General features: G+C 55.3%; 13 protein-coding genes. All 13 read right to left on the reverse strand.

The window, feature by feature from the left end; genetic code table 11:
* Window positions 1-185: 185 nt before the first annotated feature.
* The 13 genes from ACI5FR_RS16695 to ACI5FR_RS16755 all read right to left on the reverse strand — a co-directional run bounded on the left by ACI5FR_RS16695 (window position 186) and on the right by ACI5FR_RS16755 (window position 17,957).
* Entirely contained in the window at window positions 186-1,073 is an 888-nt protein-coding gene (locus ACI5FR_RS16695; RefSeq protein ID WP_405456251.1) for a carbohydrate ABC transporter permease, read from the reverse strand.
* Window positions 1,074-1,089: 16 nt separating this feature from the next.
* Entirely contained in the window at window positions 1,090-2,994 is a 1,905-nt protein-coding gene (locus tag ACI5FR_RS16700) for an ABC transporter permease subunit (protein ID WP_405456253.1), read from the reverse strand.
* Between the two features lie 83 nt (window positions 2,995-3,077).
* Window positions 3,078-4,724 (reverse strand): ABC transporter substrate-binding protein, encoded by a 1,647-nt coding sequence (locus ACI5FR_RS16705; protein ID WP_405456255.1) that lies wholly within the window; start codon window positions 4,722-4,724, stop codon window positions 3,078-3,080.
* A gap of 195 nt (window positions 4,725-4,919) precedes the next feature.
* Entirely contained in the window at window positions 4,920-5,936 is a 1,017-nt protein-coding gene (locus tag ACI5FR_RS16710; protein WP_405456257.1) for a LacI family DNA-binding transcriptional regulator, read from the reverse strand.
* A 189-nt stretch (window positions 5,937-6,125) separates the two neighbouring features.
* A complete protein-coding gene (locus tag ACI5FR_RS16715) occupies window positions 6,126-7,028 on the reverse strand; it encodes a helix-turn-helix domain-containing protein (protein ID WP_405456430.1) in 903 nt (300 codons plus the stop codon).
* A gap of 16 nt (window positions 7,029-7,044) precedes the next feature.
* Entirely contained in the window at window positions 7,045-8,463 is a 1,419-nt protein-coding gene (locus ACI5FR_RS16720; RefSeq protein WP_405456258.1) for a sulfatase family protein, read from the reverse strand.
* A gap of 32 nt (window positions 8,464-8,495) precedes the next feature.
* Entirely contained in the window at window positions 8,496-9,056 is a 561-nt protein-coding gene (gene cysC / locus ACI5FR_RS16725; RefSeq protein ID WP_405456260.1) for an adenylyl-sulfate kinase, read from the reverse strand.
* A gap of 5 nt (window positions 9,057-9,061) precedes the next feature.
* Window positions 9,062-10,057: a Gfo/Idh/MocA family protein gene (locus tag ACI5FR_RS16730; RefSeq protein ID WP_405456262.1), complete on the reverse strand. Its 996-nt coding sequence runs from the start codon at window positions 10,055-10,057 to the stop codon at window positions 9,062-9,064.
* On the reverse strand, window positions 10,057-11,466 hold the full coding sequence (locus ACI5FR_RS16735) for a sulfatase family protein (protein ID WP_405456265.1): 1,410 nt from the start codon (window positions 11,464-11,466) through the stop codon (window positions 10,057-10,059). Before ACI5FR_RS16735 ends, ACI5FR_RS16730 begins: the two co-directional genes overlap by 1 nt.
* Before the next feature lie 13 nt (window positions 11,467-11,479).
* Window positions 11,480-12,283 (reverse strand): sugar phosphate isomerase/epimerase family protein, encoded by an 804-nt coding sequence (locus tag ACI5FR_RS16740; protein WP_405456267.1) that lies wholly within the window; start codon window positions 12,281-12,283, stop codon window positions 11,480-11,482.
* 14 nt (window positions 12,284-12,297) lie between these two features.
* Window positions 12,298-13,404 carry a Gfo/Idh/MocA family protein gene (locus tag ACI5FR_RS16745; protein ID WP_405456268.1) on the reverse strand — a complete coding sequence of 369 codons (1,107 nt, stop codon included), beginning with the start codon at window positions 13,402-13,404 and terminating at the stop codon, window positions 12,298-12,300.
* 608 nt (window positions 13,405-14,012) lie between these two features.
* Entirely contained in the window at window positions 14,013-16,289 is a 2,277-nt protein-coding gene (locus ACI5FR_RS16750; RefSeq protein WP_405456271.1) for a DUF4962 domain-containing protein, read from the reverse strand.
* A gap of 21 nt (window positions 16,290-16,310) precedes the next feature.
* Entirely contained in the window at window positions 16,311-17,957 is a 1,647-nt protein-coding gene (locus ACI5FR_RS16755) for a glycosyl hydrolase family 28-related protein (RefSeq protein ID WP_405456273.1), read from the reverse strand.
* Window positions 17,958-17,961: the final 4 nt, after the last annotated feature.

The raw sequence follows: 17,961 nt of genomic DNA on the forward strand, positions 1-17,961 counted from the left end.
CCGCCCGTACAAGCTATCCGGAATTCCAAACCCGCCACTTCACTTGCGAGGGTAAACCGCCTGCTCAGGACAACCGACCTCTGTCTCTCTCGGGCCGGATGCCAAATCCAGCTTGGGATTTGTCGTGATTCCACATATTGGGTCATGGTTTATCTCCGTTAGGGTATTTGCGATATTTGCGAACATTACATCTTCAAAGCGCCCTGCGTAAGCCCTTGGATGTAGTACTTCATCCCGAAGCTGAACAACAGGACGAGCGGGATCGAGGAGATCATATAGGCGGCGAATTCAACGCCCATGTCGGAGATCCCGAATTGATTTTTGAACTGAGTGAGACCGACGCCGATCATCTGGATTTCATTGGATTTGATCGTTAGCAGCGGCCAGATGTATTCGTTATAGATCCCGACCGAAGACATGATGAAAAGTGTCATCAGCACCGGTACGGTTAAGGGGAGTACGATTTTTAGAAATACGGTGAACTCGGAGGCCCCGTCTATTTTGGCCGAGTCGAACAGTTCATTGGAGAGCCCGCCCATGAAGCTCCGGCACAGAAAGGTGCCGAAGATCTGACCTCCCGCCGCCGAGCTGATTATGATGACCCAGGGGGTGTTGACGAGCCCGAGATCGGCGTAAAGGACGTAAGATGGGATTAATGTCAGAACGCCCGGAATCATCATAATCGCCAGCATCATCATGAAGAGAATCTCCTTGCCGAGAAAGTTCTTCTTGGCGAAGGTGTAGCCCGAAATGGCCGAGAGCAGCACGACCAGGAGACTGCCCGTTACCGCATACCCGACGGTATTCGCGGTATACCGCCAGATGGCGGCGAATGCGACCTCATAGTTTGCCGCCTGCGGCGGAGAAGGTATGGACCAAAAGCCTCCCAGGATTTGGGCGTTGTTCTTGAAGGAAGAGATCAGGGTAAATAAAATGGGACCGAGCGTAAGGATCACGAAGAGGCCGAGAACCGCATACAGCACAGCTTGCTGTGTGATTACCGCCTTTTTGCGAAGTCGGACCGCGGCTTTTACCGTACCGGCCCGGGGGACTAGCGTTTCCGACTTAGCCAACCTATTCACCCCCTATTTAGTCAGCGGTCTTGATAAATTTCATGTTGATCACCGTGATCAATAGAATCACTAAGAACATGCTGACGCCCAGGGCGGAAGCATAACCCAGGTCACCGAACTTGGTCGCGGCATAATACATCTGAAGGGCGGGTACGTACGTCGAGTCCATCGGACCTCCGCCGGTTACGATGAGAATGGAACCGAAGTCCTGGACGATGCCGATGAGAGCCAGCACGATGAGCAGCTTGAACTGCCCTCCAAGAAGCGGCAGATGGATGGAACGGATGATGCGGAACGACTTGGCTCCGTCCATTCTGGCTGCCTCGATCACTTCGTCCGAGATGGCAATAAGGCCCGAATACATCACGAGCAGCTGCATGATGCCGACGAACGGAAATCCCATAAAGATGATGGCCCACAGCGCCGTGTCCGCATCGCCGAGCCAAGGGTGGGCGAATGAATCAAGGCCTATGACGGTCAGAATCTGGTTGATCAGGCCGATGTTCGGGTCGTACAGGTTTTGCCAGACCAGTAGAAAGCCGACGGACGGGATGACCATGGAAATAACGAATGAGGTCCGGAACAAGTACTTAGCTTTGTTGTTTCTCAAGTGATAGATCAATTCCGCCACAATCAACGGAGGGATCAGCGTCTTGAACAGACCGGTGACCACGAGGATGAGGAGGTTGACGGCACCTTTGGACACATAGGGATCGTCCAGCATCCTTTTGAAGTTGTCGAGGCCCACGAACGTGCTGCGCGATCCGGGATTCCAATCATAGAGAGAATGGAAAAGTCCGGAAATGGACGGATAGTAGAGAAAAACAAGAAGAAGCGAGAAGCTTGGAACCAGCATCATGTAAGCATATTTGTCTTTCCACAGGCGCTTAAAGATTTCCGGTTTCCGTTTCACCGTCCATAAAATGAGGACTAAAATGAGAAGCGCAACCGCCGCGATCGAACCGTATTGGATGGTCTTTTGCCGGAGGGCTGCTTGTTGGCCGCTCTTGAGGAGGTGACCGACCTCGTACTGATAGACCGCTCCTTTGTCCGATGCGGCATACAGGTGCTTGCCGTCCGGACTGAAACGGATCTGGCGTCCGGCTCCCGTTTCTTGGGCAGACCAGAGCTCCTGGCCCTTCAGGCTGCCCACGTAATACTGGCCTGAGTAGTCGGCGTAAGCGACATAATCGGCATCGCCTGTGATATGTACGGACGTGATGATGTCCCCTGCCAGGAGCTCGGTAAGCTTCTTTCCGCCGGCATCCAGGATGATGACCTTATCTTCCGACGAACCGACGACCGCAACCCCTTCATCCGAGATGGATACCGAGTTGATGCTGCCCGAAATCGACGTCTTGACGACAAGCTCTCCTTGCCCGTTGTACACGTACAGAAACTGGTCCGCTCCGGCCGCGGCCAGGAATTTACCGTTGGGAGAGACCTGGGCGCCGGTTATATCAATCCCGACCGGGATTTCCTTTACGACTTCACCCTGCTTGTTCAGCAAGTGCACGGCATTTGAGCGAAAAAGCGTTACCGCAATCACTTCGCCGTCTGGGGTAGATGAGATGGATTTAACCATCTTCTTCATGCTTTTGGACCAGACCGGCTTACCCTCGACATCGAGGAGATAGACATACTGGTCGTCTGAAGAAACGAGCAGTTCCCCGGTGTCTAACATCGATACGCCTGTTATGACATTCTTGGCTTCGAACCGGTAAACCTGCGTACCGTCGGGCTTGAGAACAAATGCAGCGGCGTCCTGCGTACCTACTGCGATCCGCTCGCCGTCGGTCGCTATCGACAACGAGTTTACGTTCATTTGCTTATCCATTTGCCAGAGGGGCTCCGCCATAGCCGGATGAGCAAAAAACAGCAAGGAGACGGCCAACATTAGGTAAACAATCCGTGTTTTCATGGGTTCTCCCTTCTTCCGGGACCATCATTGCGCTTTGCTCCGTGCTGGGACAGACGCGGAGCAAAGCGGCTGCATGGGGTTGCTTACTGCCTGACCGGAGGTTTGCGTTCCGGGTGGTCCAAATCGGAAACCTCCCATTTCTTACGCTCCTTCAGCATGGCTTCCAGCTTCGAGTCGATGTCTGCTTGGTACTGCTTCATAAATTCGTCTACACTGAGCTGTCCGCTGAAATACTTGGAGATCAGGCCGACATAGCTTTGTACGGAAGGCTGATAATCGTATAGGCCGCGCGCCAGTACGTTGCCCGGGCTTGGAAGTCCTTCCGTGTTGCCGATGGCGCTGAAGGATTCGAACGCCTTCTTCATGCTGTCCGGCAGTTCGATGTTATTCAGCATCGGGGAACCGGACATCGCGGCATCCTTGGAATTCTGCATGGCTTCCATATAGACCTTGAAGCCTTTCGGGCTAGTGAAGTACATCATGAAGTCGATGTCGAGGGCGGTTTGCTCCGCGTCCTTCTTAACGAAACCGTAGAACCCGGTGCTGACATGAATCGTGCGGGCCGGCGCCTGAACGAGAGGGCCTTCGATCGACGGCATGTTGTAGTAGCCGAATTCGAACGGCTTGACCCCGCTGCTCTCCCCCGTCTTTTCGGCGTCCTTAAAATCCTTCGGAAGCTGCCAATAAGAGGAAGGTTGTGCCAGCATCGTTGCCGCCTTGCCCGTGAGGAACAACTTGTAAGCCTGGTCCTCCGACATGCCCATAAAGCCTTGAGGGGCATAGCCGAATAGCTTTTTCAAGTTTTCATACACTTCACGCCATGCCGGATTGCCCTCAATTTTGTAAGGGCCTTCCTTATCGCGTACCGCTTTCAGCATGCGGAGCTCGTTGGGTGAAACCTTCGCGCGGGCATCGTTGTAAGGATCCTTCAGATCGAACTTCCAGGTGTCGTCTTTCGGCAAATAAGTATAGTCCCCGTTCTGTGAACGGATCAGTTTGATGTAGTCACGGAAGTATTGGTCTGGAAATATTCGCATCAGCCAGCCGGCCTGACCGCTCCAAAGGGAGAGGGCGTTCCCGCCGATGGTGAAAGGCGTATAACCGGCGTCTTTGATTTTCTGAAAGGCAGTCATAAGTTCATTGAAGGTCTTGGGAGGGGCGGAAATGCCGGCCTTCTGGAAGATCTCTTTGTTGTACATCCACAAGATCTGAACGGACTCCACATTCAGGGAGGTTAGCTGGTCCAGCTGGGGATCCTCAAGATTGATCCCCATTCCCTCCAGGTTGAGACCGTCCTTCCATGATTTCCCTGTGTAAGGGTTTACTTTTTCCAAGTAAGGCTTGAAGTCGACAAATTTATCTTTAGCAAGCTCCCCGTTTTCGTTGGTCGTGATGAAATCCGCCTCCGGTTTTCCGGCGGCGAACTGGGCCTGCACCCATTCTCGGTAGCCTTGGGCCGGTTTAACGTCGACGATTACCTTTACATTGGGGTGCATAGCTGTGTAGGATTCCGCCACCTTGTTCCAAACTTCCGCCGAAGCGCCCCGTAGATTGACCCGGATGGTCCCTTTGAGCGGGTCTGCGCCCGGAGTCATGGTGGCCTGAGCCTTTTGTGTTTCCGACGGTTTGGCGCTGGGGGACTCCGTCTGCGACGTACTCTTCGTGCATCCCGTAATGCCGAGTGCGATAGCAAGGGTTAGAACCGTACTCATAACCTTTTTTACCTGCATCGTGCTTTTCACTCCCTTATGGATGATTGAAACCGCTTACGAAACAGCCTGTATTTCTCGTCAACCCGACTCCGCCTATGAGCGTTAAAAGGCATCACATCCTCTCAATTTTATTGCAAAAACGTTTTTGTACTCGAAATGACGAAGCCCAGGCTAGCAAGCTAACCTAAGGAGCCTCGTTTGAGCCGTTTGATTTTATACGGATTCTCGTGCATGCAGGATACAGGGCAGAACTATTCGTTGGGTATTGTCATAAGAAATGCCGCCCTCGATGAGCTGAATCAGGAGATTCGCCGCCCTATACCCCATTTCCAGCATGGGCAGTTCAATAGAGGTAATGGAAGGGCGGGCTACTTGGGAGACGACACTATTATCAAAACCGACTACCGCAAGATCATCGGGCACGTGGTAACCGAGATCCATCGCTTTCTCGATAACCCGCGAGGCGATGGCGTCCCGGCCGGCGATTATAGCAGTCGGGCGGTCCTTCAGGCTTAAGAGCCTCTCCGTCTCGGCATAGCCGCTGTCGGAGGCAAAGCTGCCATAGGCAATCAGTTGGTCCTCCGCGCCGCCGAAAAAGTCACTCATTGCCTTCCGGTAGCCGGTCAGCCGGTCCTGAGCGGCGTCGACCTCGAGGGAGCAAGGAGTGATGAAAGCGATCCGCCTATGGCCCTTGCTTGCCAAATGCTCGACTGCCAGGTAGGCGCCCTGCTCGTTGTCGGCGTTAACACTGTGGCAAAGGCAGTCCGAAGAAGGGCGGCCTAGAAGAACGAAAGGAAATCGTTTGCTCACCAACTCCTTGTACGGCGTCTCTCCCATCTTCGTTCCCATCATGATCAGACCGTCGGCGGATTGTTTACGGTATACGTCCAGCAAATGATCATTCGGCTTTGCGGCGTGGGGCTTCTGAAAAGAAAGCATGACATCGTAGTTGAATTTGCCTGCCGCCTGCCCCAATCCTTTAATGACATCCAGCAAAATACCGTTCTCCAAACCGTCCGCCGTCTCAGACACGGCCAGCCCAATGTTGTTCGTCCTCTTGGTGACCAATCCCCGAGCTGATTGATTGGGGCGGTAGTTCAGGCGCTCGATCGCTTCGAAAATCCGCTTCTTGGTTTCTTCAGCCACATGAGCGGAACCGTTCATGGCGAAAGAGACCGTACATACAGCTACTCCCGCTTCTTTTGCCACATCCTTTATCGTTGCCGCCATGTTGTTTCTCCCTCGGTCCGTTAGTAAAAACGTTTTTGCAAAATCGCTTTTGATAATAAACTACTACCATTACCGGGCGTTTGTCAATATATTCCTTCGCAATTTCTCTTTTAATTTATTGCTCCATTAAGTTTCCTTTTCATGTCGAATTAAACAAAAAAAAGCCGCGATTAAGCAGCTTTTTGATGACTAGCGTTCCACTCGCGCCCTATATTGACTGGGGGAGCAACCGACATGGCGGTGAAACAACCGGCTGAAGAACGAGGGGTCCTCGTAGCCTACCATCGTCGCTACGACGATCACTTTCTCATGCGTCTCCCCAAGCAGATGCTTCGCCCGATTAATCCGGATCTCGTGCAGCACGTCGATCACGCTTTTGCCGAACTCCTGCCCCATGAGGCGGTTGAGCTGGCGAACGCTGACATTGTACAGATTCGCAAGCGATTGCAAGGTAATCTTGCTCTCGTAATTGCGCTCCATGTACCCGTAGATGCGTTTGGCCGTCATGTCGTAGCTGGACGCACGGCTGGGCGCGGACGCCTTCTGCTTCTGAAGCAGCGTGTAGTGGCGGGAAAGCACGACAAGCAGCTCGATCAGCTGCAGCCGGACCAACGTCGTATAGCCTTGACTTTGGGATTCCAGTTCCCGGATCATGCTGTCCAGCAAACCCAGCACAATCTCTGCATCCTTGCCGCGTAGGTTGAGCCGATGATTGAAGCGCACATCGCTCTTGAGAAAGGGATGCACGTAGAAGTAATCCATGGAAGCCGTAATCCCCAGCTCGCGGAGCAGCGTATCGGGGATCAAGGACGTCATGAACAAGCAGTTGATAATATCCATCTGCTCGCCCTCTTCCACCACATAGCTATGGGTTTCCCCCGGGTTGATGATAAAGACGTCGCCGGCCTTGATCTCGTAAGCGCTCTCTTGAAACCGATGAATCCCTCTGCCCCGCTCGACAAACACCAGTTCAATGAATTCGTGCCCGTGCTCGTCAAGTGTCTTCTGAACAAACCGCTTCACATAGATGGGAAACTCGGACTTCATAAAAACACCGCTCTTGGAAATACGCATGACGGCATCGCTACCCATATCCTTCACCGGCCAGTCACCTACCTTCTCGTACCGCCTTGTCGAAGCGCTCTCGATCCGGGTTGCTGCACCACTCGGCCCAGCTCATGCCGACGGAGGACAAGATGGCCTCGATCCGTCCCCGGAACGGCAATCCGGCTTGTCGCAATTGAACTTTCATCGGATCGGGGCGCCCGTCGAGCTTGGCCTCGACCCAGGCATCCAACTGTCGCTGGAAATCCGCGGTCAAACCCGGCTCCTCCTCCGCCAAATTCACGGTCTCGGCCGGATCCTTTATCAAATCATACAGCTCGCAGGACGGGCGGGTAAAAGGACCCGCATCGTACGTCCGAATGTATTTGAACCGCTCGGTCCGAATCCCGCGAGCCGCTTGCCAGGCGCACTCGCTCAAGTAAACCTGCTCATGCGTCCCGTACGTCTCGCCATGAATCGCCGGCCACAGACTGTGCCCGTCCAACTCGGGAGGATCGGCGAGCTTGGCGAGATCGATGCCGGACGGCTGCAGGAGCCGGATCGCCTCCAGCAGAGTCGGCAATAAGTCGACGTGCTGAACGAGCCCCTGCACTCTGCGGCCAGCCGGAATGCGCCCCGGCCAGCGCATGATCAAGGGAACATGAACGGTCGGTTCGTACAACCCGCAATGATCCCAATAAATTTGATGCTCCGTCAAGCTCTCACCGTGATCGCCAAACAGGATGAGCATCGTTTCCTCACGAATGCCGAGCTCCTCCAAGTGGTCGTCCAGCTCCTTCAACCGATCGTCCAGATAGCGGATTTCGGCGTCATACAACGCATCGTAATAAGCGGAATCGGTTACCGGGCCGACCAGATCATAATGATGATGTTTGAAGAAAGGATAGGCCGAATGATTATAAGCCTCGGACATACTTCGATTGTCAGGGTCGTACGGATCGCGGTTCTTGTCGTAGAAGGCTTCGATATAAGGGCTCGGCGGCAAATACGGCGTGTGGGGATCCCAGTAATGCAGGAACAGGAAGAAGGACTCCTCCTTGTGCTCGTTCAGCCAAGGCAGCGCCATTTCATTGACCGTCCGCCCATCGATCCACCGTTTTGGTCCCGAGCTGTTCATATAATAACGATACCCTCTCGCGAACCACTCCTTCAACTGATACAAATTGTCGACGGCCGCGGTCGTGAACCCCGCCGCCCGAAGCAGGGTGGGCAACCAGGCGACGGTTTTGGGCAGCTGCGTAAGACTCGACCCGTGCGATACGATCCCGGTGGACAGACCGACCCTCCCGGTGAAGAGGCCGGTATGAGCCACTTCCGTAGGGATGTCCCCGGCGTAAGCCCGTTCAAAAAGTACGCCTTGTTCGGCGATCCGATCCAAGTAAGGACTCGTCGGTTTGTCATACCCATAGCTGCCCAACCGGGAAGCGCGAAGCGTATCGAGCGAGATCAAAATGATCTTCATACTGTTAGTGTCCTCCTAAAGAAGCACCCTCGTCAAGTCCGTCTTTCATGCCTTGCATTCACCCAAGCCACGACGTCATTACCATTGTGCTCTATAGAGTAGGACGCCGTACACAGCGTGATGTCCGGCTGCAGCGGTTCCTCATATGGGTCCGAGATGCCCGTAAACCGGAGCAGCTCGCCTCGCCTCGCTTTCGCATACAGTCCCTTCACGTCACGATGCTCGCACGTCTCGAGCGGGCACTTGACGTAAATCTCCACGTAGCCGGGAACCTCTCGCCGGGCGTACTCCCTCATCTCTTCATAAGGTGTGATGGCGGAGACGAGAACGATGACGCCATTGCGAGACAGCAGCTTGGCGATATAGGCGATACGCTTGATGTTCTCGAGCCGATCCTCCCGGCTGAATCCGAGTCCCTTGCAAACCGTCGCGCGAAGCTCGTCGCCATCCAACAGCTCCACGGCATAGCCTTGCTCGCGAAGGATCGTCTCGACATGCCTCGCCGTTGTCGTTTTGCCCGACCCGGACAACCCCGTGAACCACAAGACCGACCCTTGTACGACGTTGCTGCTCATGTTTATCGGTTCCTTCATCAAAGTCATGCGACCTCCACCGGCATGCCGCCGGACTGATGCGAGCGGATCGCCGCTTCGATGACTTCCTGCGCGGCGAGCGCATCCGCCCCCGACGCTTCGATTGCTTCGGGCGCCGTGCCCGCTTTGATCTGCTCCACGAAACGGTCGATCCGCCGCCGGAACGTATCGTTGAAGCCCTGCATGCCCCCGAACAGCGGATTTTTCACGACCAGAAGATCGTCGGATTGGTGCGGGTAGAAGGTCATGCTTTCATAGACGTTGTCGATGACGAACCGTCCGGTCTGACCGGCCACCTCGCAATACTCGATCGGATGGCGCATCGACATGTCATAGCTGCCGGTCAAGTGCCCAACCGCTCCGGAGGCGAACTCCATATTGACGGACACGGTCGACCAAGAGGTTCTGCCTTCCGCCCGAGTCATGAAAGCCTGAACCCGGCGAATGTCGCCGCCGAAATACCGCATGACATCGATGGAATGAGGGTGCAGCGCCCGCATATGCAGCCATTCGGTCTCATCGGATTTGTTCTGGATCGTCAGCCGCATGTTGATGAACAGTTGTCGGCCTAGTTGTCCGGCATCTACCAGCTCCTTGGCACGATGTGCTGCCGGGGTGAACCTGTGGTTCAAGTTGCAGGCGAGACGAACGCCCTTCTCCCGGGCAAAAGCGACCATCCGCCTCGCTTCCTCAATATCGTTGGAGATCGGCTTCTCTACCAGCACGTCTTTGCCTGCTTCAATCGCAAGCATGACGGGTGCGTAATGATGGCTGCCTTTCTCCGTGCCCGCCGTGGCTACAACCACCACATCAATCCGCTCCTGCTGCAGCAGCATCGAGAGATCGGTGTACGCCGGAACGCCGAATTCCGAACCGGCGGCAGAAGCCCGCTCCTCCATCAGATCGCACACGGCGGCAACCTCAGTATCCGGATGCTGCTTGTAACTGCGGCAATGAATTTTGCCTATATGGTTCACACCTACAACAGCAACTCGGATCATCACGCACCTTCCTTCTTCTCTTCCGGGACGGCCTTCTTCTCCTGAAGCGAGCGGGCGCCGCCAATCGAGCCGATTCCAAGCGAATCGTAAGCGTCTTGGGACGTGGCGAACGTTTTGTTCTTCCCGTGCCAATTCAAGTTAGTGTAGATCGGATTCCGGCGGCCGGTCTCTTGTTCCCTCTTCGCGATATGCGCCAGCATCCTTTGCTCCAGCAGGGCGACGATCTCCGGTTCCTGCTCGGCCACGTTCACATTTTCTTCCGGATCCCGGACAAGATTGTACAGCTCGATCTCCGGCTTGAAATGAAAATCCGGCTCAAGCGCATGGATCAGCTTCCATTCCGGGGTTCTCCAGCCGTGTTTGCGCATCCAGGTGCACTCCGTGATGTAGAATTCGCTGATCCGGTCTGAAGGCTCGGCTTGCCAGCGCCCGGCAAAGCTGCGTCCGTCAAATTCGATCCCGCTGTCGATGTCAAGCAGATCCAGCACGGTAGGCATAATATCCTGAATCACCGTGACTTCGGAGACCCGTTTCCCTGCTGGTACGCGCCCCGGAAACTTCAGGATGAGCGGTACGACAAGCGTGCAATCGTATAACCCGTGGTGATCGAAATAGCATTCGTGCTCATACAGCGTCTCGCCGTGATCGGACGTAATGATAATGAGCGTGTCCTCGTCTAAGCCTAATGCGTTGACTTTGGCAAAGATCGACTGCATGCAGGCATCCATATAGGCGACAGCCCCGTCGTATTGGGCGCTGACGTATTCGTGATCCGTCACGCCTTCCGGAATCCACGATTGCAGGAAGGTCGCGAACGGCTTGAAATCGTAGACCGGTTCCATCGAGCGGTTGCTCGGGTCCTTCTCGTTCGCGCCGTAGAACATGCGCTCATAGGGGGCGGGAGGCAAATACGGCGAATGCGGATCCATATGCCGCAGGAACAGGAAAAACGGCTTGTCGTCCGATGCGAGCCGCTCCAGCTCCGGGATCGCGACATCGTTCAAGTTTTGCGCCTTCGGCGCGCGGCCCGTCTCGTCCGGCAGCCACGATTCATAATTCAGATACGTCTGGAATCCGCGCGAGGACGGATTTCCCGTAAATCCGATACAAGTGGTTTGATAGCCCTCGTCCTGCAGCACTTCGGCGAGTGTACGCACATGCCCGCCAAGCGGACCCTCATGCCGCAGCGCGACGACATTCGTGCCGAATACATCCATGCCCGTCAGCATGTTGGCATAAGCGGGCGTCGTCGGAATGCTCGGGCTGAAATGCTGCTCGAACAACACGCCTTCCGAAGCGATCCGATCCATATGCGGAGTCGTCAGTCGGTGGTAGCCGTATGCGCTCATATGATCGCGACGCAAGCTGTCGATGCCGAACAAAATCACATTCGGTTTTTTCGTGGACATAGGTAGAAGCCTCCTATCGAGCGTTTAATTGTTTCAAGCAGGCGTTCAAGTAACCGTAGGACTCGGCCGCGACTATGGAAACATCGGCCAGCGAGTGTGCCGGCCCGGCGCCGATCACTTCCAGCACGACCGGACCGTCATAACCACCGTCCACCATCGCCTTACAATAGCGATACAGATCGATATCGCCTCGGCCGCACGCCTGCAGCTCGATCGGTCCCGGGCCTTGTGCACGGCCTTTGCAATCGCGGATATGGATATGCTTCACCCGACTGAGCACGGCCGGGAGCGCCTCTTCCGCATTCTCCCCCGCCCGGTGAATGTGGCTCGGGTCCATGTCGATCCCGAATGCGGGAGACGCGATTCCCTCCATCGCTTGCAGCGTTGTAGGCGTGTTGTAGATCGATTGGTTCACGTGCGCCTTCACGCACAAGGTAACGCCGAACGAAGCGGCCGCCTCGGCCATCCTGGCCAATCGCTCGATCGATTGCTGCAAATGCCCGGGCTCGTCGGATTTCCCACCCGGGCCCACATTGATCACCGGAATCCCGATCGCGGCCCCCGCTTCGAATGCCGGAAGCAAGCGCTCCTCGTCCAGAGAGGCGACTTCCATCGACAGGAACGTTAACCCGTTTTCTTGAACGATCCCTTGCAATTCAGCCTTTTGGTCCCGCCAACGGCTTAGATCCAGATGCTCGCACATGCCTTTGATCGCCGAAATTTCGACGCCGTCATACCCGCATTGCTTGATCTGTTGGGCCGCAGTGGCAAAATCGAATTGTTTGAACAGCACCGAGTTCACGCCTAGTTGGATCATGATCTACTCCCTCCTTATCTGAGCGTAAGCGGGTCGCCATGGAGCGGCGGCAGCGCGTGCGGACGGACGACCTCTCCCCCGCGTTCATAAGATTCGATCACTGCGAACGTGTACTCCAACACGGCCAACGCGTCGCGGCCATTCGCCCGCAGCTTCTCCCGGGGAACCCCATTCGAGACATCCTCCAGAAACGCATGGAGGCGGTTGTTGAAGGTCGTGCCGAAATCGGTCACCCCATAATCGGTCACTTCCGCCTTCGGCTGCTCGCTAATGGCCGGAATGCCCTTCTCCGCTTTCCAATAGGACACCTTTTCCACGCAATTCTCGATGCACACCGTTCCTTTCGTCCCCGCCATCTCGAAGCTCCACCAGCCGCCCAGTCCATAGACGGCATCGCCTCGCTGGCTGAGCAAATACCCGGCGCCGCCATTCGCGAACTTCACATGAATGCTGTTGATCGACACCATCACGTCTCCGGCACTCCTCCGGAAGCCCGGTCGGTCGGAGAACGTCTGGATGTGTGTAATATCGCCGCAGAAGTACCGCATGACGCTGAAGGGATGGGTAAGAAATGCTTTCATATGAAAATACGGGTGGCCCTTCACCTTGTCCGAGCCCGCCGGCGCATAGCCGGCTTCGCCGCCATTGAATCCCATCTTGTGCAAGCAGTACACCAGCTCTCCTACCTCGCCGTTGTCTACATATTGCTTGGCCTTCTCGGCCGGGGGCGTGAAGTAGTGATTCAGATTGCAGCCGAGATACACCTTCATCTTTTCCGCATAAGCGACCAGTTCCCGGGCTTCCGCAATGTCATGGCAGATCGGTTTTTCGACAAGCACGTGCTTGCCCCGGCCGATCGCTTCCATCGCGGGCTCAAAATGCCAGCTTCCATTGTCGATCCCGCCTGTCGTGACGTCCACCACTTGAATGTCGGGTTCGTTCTCCAGCATTTCCTTCAGACTGAAGTACGCCTTTACGCCATATTTCTCAGCTGCCGCATCCGCTCTTTCCTTCACGACATCGCAGACGGCCACCAATTCCGCCAGATCATCCGTCTGGTAGCAGCGCGCATGGTTGTTCCCGATGCCGTTCATGCCGACAATTCCGATTTTAACCGCCATTTCCAGTTCCCCGTCCTTTCTGCTCCCTAATCTGAAAACGCTTGCTTACAAGCCTTATTATAGTCGCCTCGTATGAGCGATTCATGGTCGATTCGGACATTCACATCTTTGATTAGGACGGATTTTGGAAATAGGTCATGATTCCAAATAATAAGAAAAACCTCTGGAGCAGATTCACTCCAGAGGTCCTTGGCGTTGGCGTTCAGTCGGCGGTGGGGAGGGCAGGCAGAGGGTTTCCAACCGCTGTTGAAATCTTGTGCTTTTGATCAGAATGGTTGAGGGGAGCACAAGATTTCAAAGGCGGACGCTATCGCTTCTCCACTCCCTCTGCCTGCCCTTTTTTCCTTCTTTCGATCTATGAGCTCCGGTTGAACTTGGGCTTATGGCGAGCTGTAGTTCCATTTCGCCTAATTGCACGAGGGCAGCTTGGCTCCGATCGAGTTCTAATTCGATTTTGCCGAATTGGAGCTGCTTTTTGGAGCCCAAGCCCCGTCAGAATGCGTGCTAAATAGGCAAAATCGAATTGCATCCCGATAAACGTTTCGGTTGCGTCTCCCAAGTCGACAAAATCGAATTACACGAACTCGGAGGCGACTTGAGTTCTCGTCTCAACCGGTCTCGTTCCTCGAAAAAACAAATTCGACATAAGCGCACCTGACGGGCTTTTCGGAATCGTAGCGAACCGTATCGAACGGGAGGAAGCCGCTCGGACTGACATAGGACCAGACGACCGGTGTTTCCTCCACAGTCACAGTCAGGCCTAATTGCGGAGACCGAGGGCTGATCGTCACGCCCCCCTCGCCCCCCAGCTTGCAAGTCAGGCCTTCGAAGGCTGGATTATGCTCCCGTTTCGTCTGGAACAGCCAAGACAGCTTCCGCGGTTCATTCAGCACGACATAGTCTCGCAGTCTAACCGGCTGGCCTCTTTCAAGAAAAAACTCTCTTCTGTAAGCGGTGACTCCCGCCTCTCTGGGGTAGGCCTCAGTCAAATTTAGCCGGACCCTCCCTTTTCCTTCGGCATCGTCCCAGCTCACCGACTCGATTTCCTCGCCCAAGTATTTGTAAGAAGGGACGGACATCGTATAGCCGACGTCATCCTGCTGCCCTTGGCCATCTATAAGCAGGCAGGAGCGAATATCGGTTCGCAGGCTGTAGCCGCTGTCCGGGGTTACCAGGAAGGGCTCCCCTTGAACCGCGATCATGAAGTGTCCCGCATCGGGTCCCAAGCCGAGCCGGTCGCACGCTCCCTGGGCAGTCCGGTACGCATGATGCCCCATAGAAGGACCGCATCGGAGGGAGACGACGACCTGCTGCTCCGCGTCGCGGTAATGGACCACACCGCTGTCTTCGTAATACCGGATTCCGGTCGATTGTTGCAAGCGTTCGGCAGGCGGCTGAGCCGTCTCCTCGTAACTGAGAAGGCCCCACAAGGCGTCCCCGTAATAAGCCTTCTCTTCCGGTCCCGCGTAGAACGCCTCCATCCGCTTATCGTTCAGCAATTGCTGCAGGAAGGCCGCACGCCGGTCCTGGTAGACGGAAGCCATTGCATTGAGAAAGGCTCGGCCTCCGACAAGATGGAGCTTATCTCGCCCCCACCCCACGACGGTCTGGTCCGCCGCGTGAACGATGTCCGTCAAATAATCGACGATCCGACGAAACGCTTCGCTTCGGTAAATGTCACGGCCCGTCAACCGGTACAGCGCATCCCGATACGGCACGAGCATCTCCGTATAGAGCTCGAGGCTGTAATGCGAGCTCGCGGGAATTACCCCGTCCGTCGGCATCGCCGCCAAGCTCTTGTCGAGCCGGGGAATGATATAGCGCGTCCACAAGGAAGCTTCCGGAAGCACGCCGAGCAAATGCAGCGCCGCGCTCCCGAAGCCGAACAGCGATCGCCAGCCGTGATCCTGAAGCAGCGAGCCTCCCCAATAATCCCGGTACAGCAGCGCTTTTTCGAAAAAACGATTGCCTTGCAAAGCGAGCTTATCGAGCATTCGGCTCTTCATTTCGCGGTCCAGTCGATCGTACAAGGAATGGTAAGCATACGTGAGGCCCCACAGCACGTACATCGCGGACATATCCCCGTCGTGTCCGTATCCGTCCGGCTTCTGGTTTCCCCAATGCTCGGCGGCAACCGCCCGCTCAATGACCTCACAAGCCACCCCCAAGGCGGATTCGTCGTTGTTCAGTCGATACTTGGCAATCAGAAGCGGAAGCGTCTCCGGCGTTTGATGATCCGCAACGTTCAGCCATTCGAATGCTTCGCGCAAGGGACGTTCATACCCCTGGCAGGGCCCTTGCAATCGGCTTGTCATCTTCATCCAGTATGCCGGGTCTCGCCACTCGGCAAAGGGACAACGGTCGAACCAGTCCGGCGGAATTTCCGGCACCTCGCCCAGACGATCTTCCGGATCCGCCTCCAGAAGAGCCGACAGCCATCGGACATTGCCGACGTCGTTGTAGGGTCTAAGCCTCAATCGATGCTCTCCGCTCTCCGCGGTGTAAAAAGCAAATCGCCCTCTAAACCGTTTGTTCGTCAAGTCGTCGATCGACACGCGCTGGAAGTACCATAGCCCGATGGGCTGATCATCCAATTCCACCCAATAGCTCGGCAACAAAGCCCTTGCTCCTTCCGTAGGATGAAAATCCCAGGGTCCGGTTCGCTGCCCATGGTTATGATAGGAAAACAAATTCATGTACAAGGACTCCCATTGGAATTCGGAAGCATCGGCAATCACCGAAAACTGATACAATCCGGAGGCGGCTTCGAAGGATATGACCGTCTCGCCATCCGGCCGAACCGTCCAGTCCAATTCGCCGATGGTCGATGAGACGGCGTTAACCGCTACGACTCCGCCTATGTCCGGCTGAGAGGAAACCGTCATGAAACACCCTCCTTCGTCTTATCAGGAACTGTACTGCTGCATGACGAGAAATTTGCTGCCGTCGAACAGCAGCGTGTACACATCGATACCGAACGTTCGCTTAACAGGCGCCGCGGAGCGGCTGCCGAACTTCCACTCCGTCGGAAAACCGCTGATCGTATAGCCGGTTGAAGAATTCTGGATCAGGTGCACCGTAATCTCGCATCCTTGAAACAAGGCGGGCCTATTAACGAACTGGATCGATGTAACGTCCGCGTTGACGGCTACGGTATGGTACGTGGCCACAGATAAATCCAATTGAATCGTACTGGATGAGCTGGAAACATACTTGAACGGCTTCGCACCGACCGGGATTTGCGGCACGCCGTTAAGCGGAGTCATCACCGTGCCGGGCTTGACGAACGCGAAGTACACGCCGTCGAAATATTCGACGTATTTGCTGTTCACGACAGCGGCCGATAGCCGGTTGTATCGGCCGTTATCCAATATTTTCTCCGGCTTATCCCCAGCGGCGGGCGCGATCAGCTTGTTCGATTGTGTACCCGTGCCGAAATCGGCGAGCCAGGTAGCATGAGGCATTTCCAGATAAGTCTCATAAAAGCTGTTGTTCGCCGACGCCCTTACCTTGATCCCGACATCGTGGAACCCCTCCAGCAATTGATTGTAAAATTTGTTGTTGTTGTTATAGCCGATTTTCGTGCCATTCAGATAAATATGAACCGCTCCGGTCGACGCTTGGCCGCCGAACGAGCCGCCGTAGAAGGAGTTCCCGTTGACCCATCCGGTGGCCGTATCGACCAGCTCGAGGCCGCATTGGCAGTTTTCGATGCGACCCGGATAAAACGAGTTGTACACCGTTCCTTTGGCTTGCCCGTTCACCGTGTCGGCCGTCAACTGGATTCCCGTAGTAAAGCCTCTGACCTTGCCGATTGTAAACCGGCCATAGTAACTGTTAACGATTTTTAGAGCGATACTGCCTAGCGAATAATTGGGGGTTCTTTTCCAGAATGACAGGTTCATGTTCAATCTGGTGGTCTCCGCGTCTCCGAAATTGCTTCGCAACGCAGGTATGAATTGCAAGCATACGTCATCATGATCGGCCACAAGGACCGCATCGTCCGATTCCAACGTAACCGTCTTCCCAACCGTTATAACGGATGTCGTTCTATAGTGACCTTTCGGGAAAAATAAGGTTTGGCCGGTTCCCAGCGCTGCAACCGCCGCCGCTATGGCCGCCGTATCGTCGGTTCCCGCCGCTCCGCTCGGCACGCTGTCTCCTTTCGCTCCGAACCATTTCACATTAAGAATCCCGCCATCCACAATCCGCATAAATCGCGCACCTGATGAGGAGACCAATACGGTCCCCGTATTATCCGGCGTCGTCGTATCCGACGGGGCGTACTTGAAATACCCTTCCTGCGCTGCGTCAACGACGTAATAGAGCACGTCCGCGTTGGGAGCCGTATTGGCCCTGAGCTCCGCAATCGTCGTGACTATGACTTCGCAGCAATCCGATGTCCCGCCGCCGTAGACCGACTCCGTTACGCTCATCGCATTTGCCGGCATAAGGCCGGTAACGCCGCCTCCCAGCGCCGTTCCGGCTACCACGGCCGCTCCCGCCGAAGCGAGAGTCGTCAACATTTTTCTTCTGCTTACTTTTTGATCCATATCG

Origin of the sequence: Paenibacillus sp. HJGM_3, from assembly GCF_045062745.1 — a bacterium.
Lineage (GTDB): Bacteria > Bacillota > Bacilli > Paenibacillales > NBRC-103111 > Paenibacillus_AA.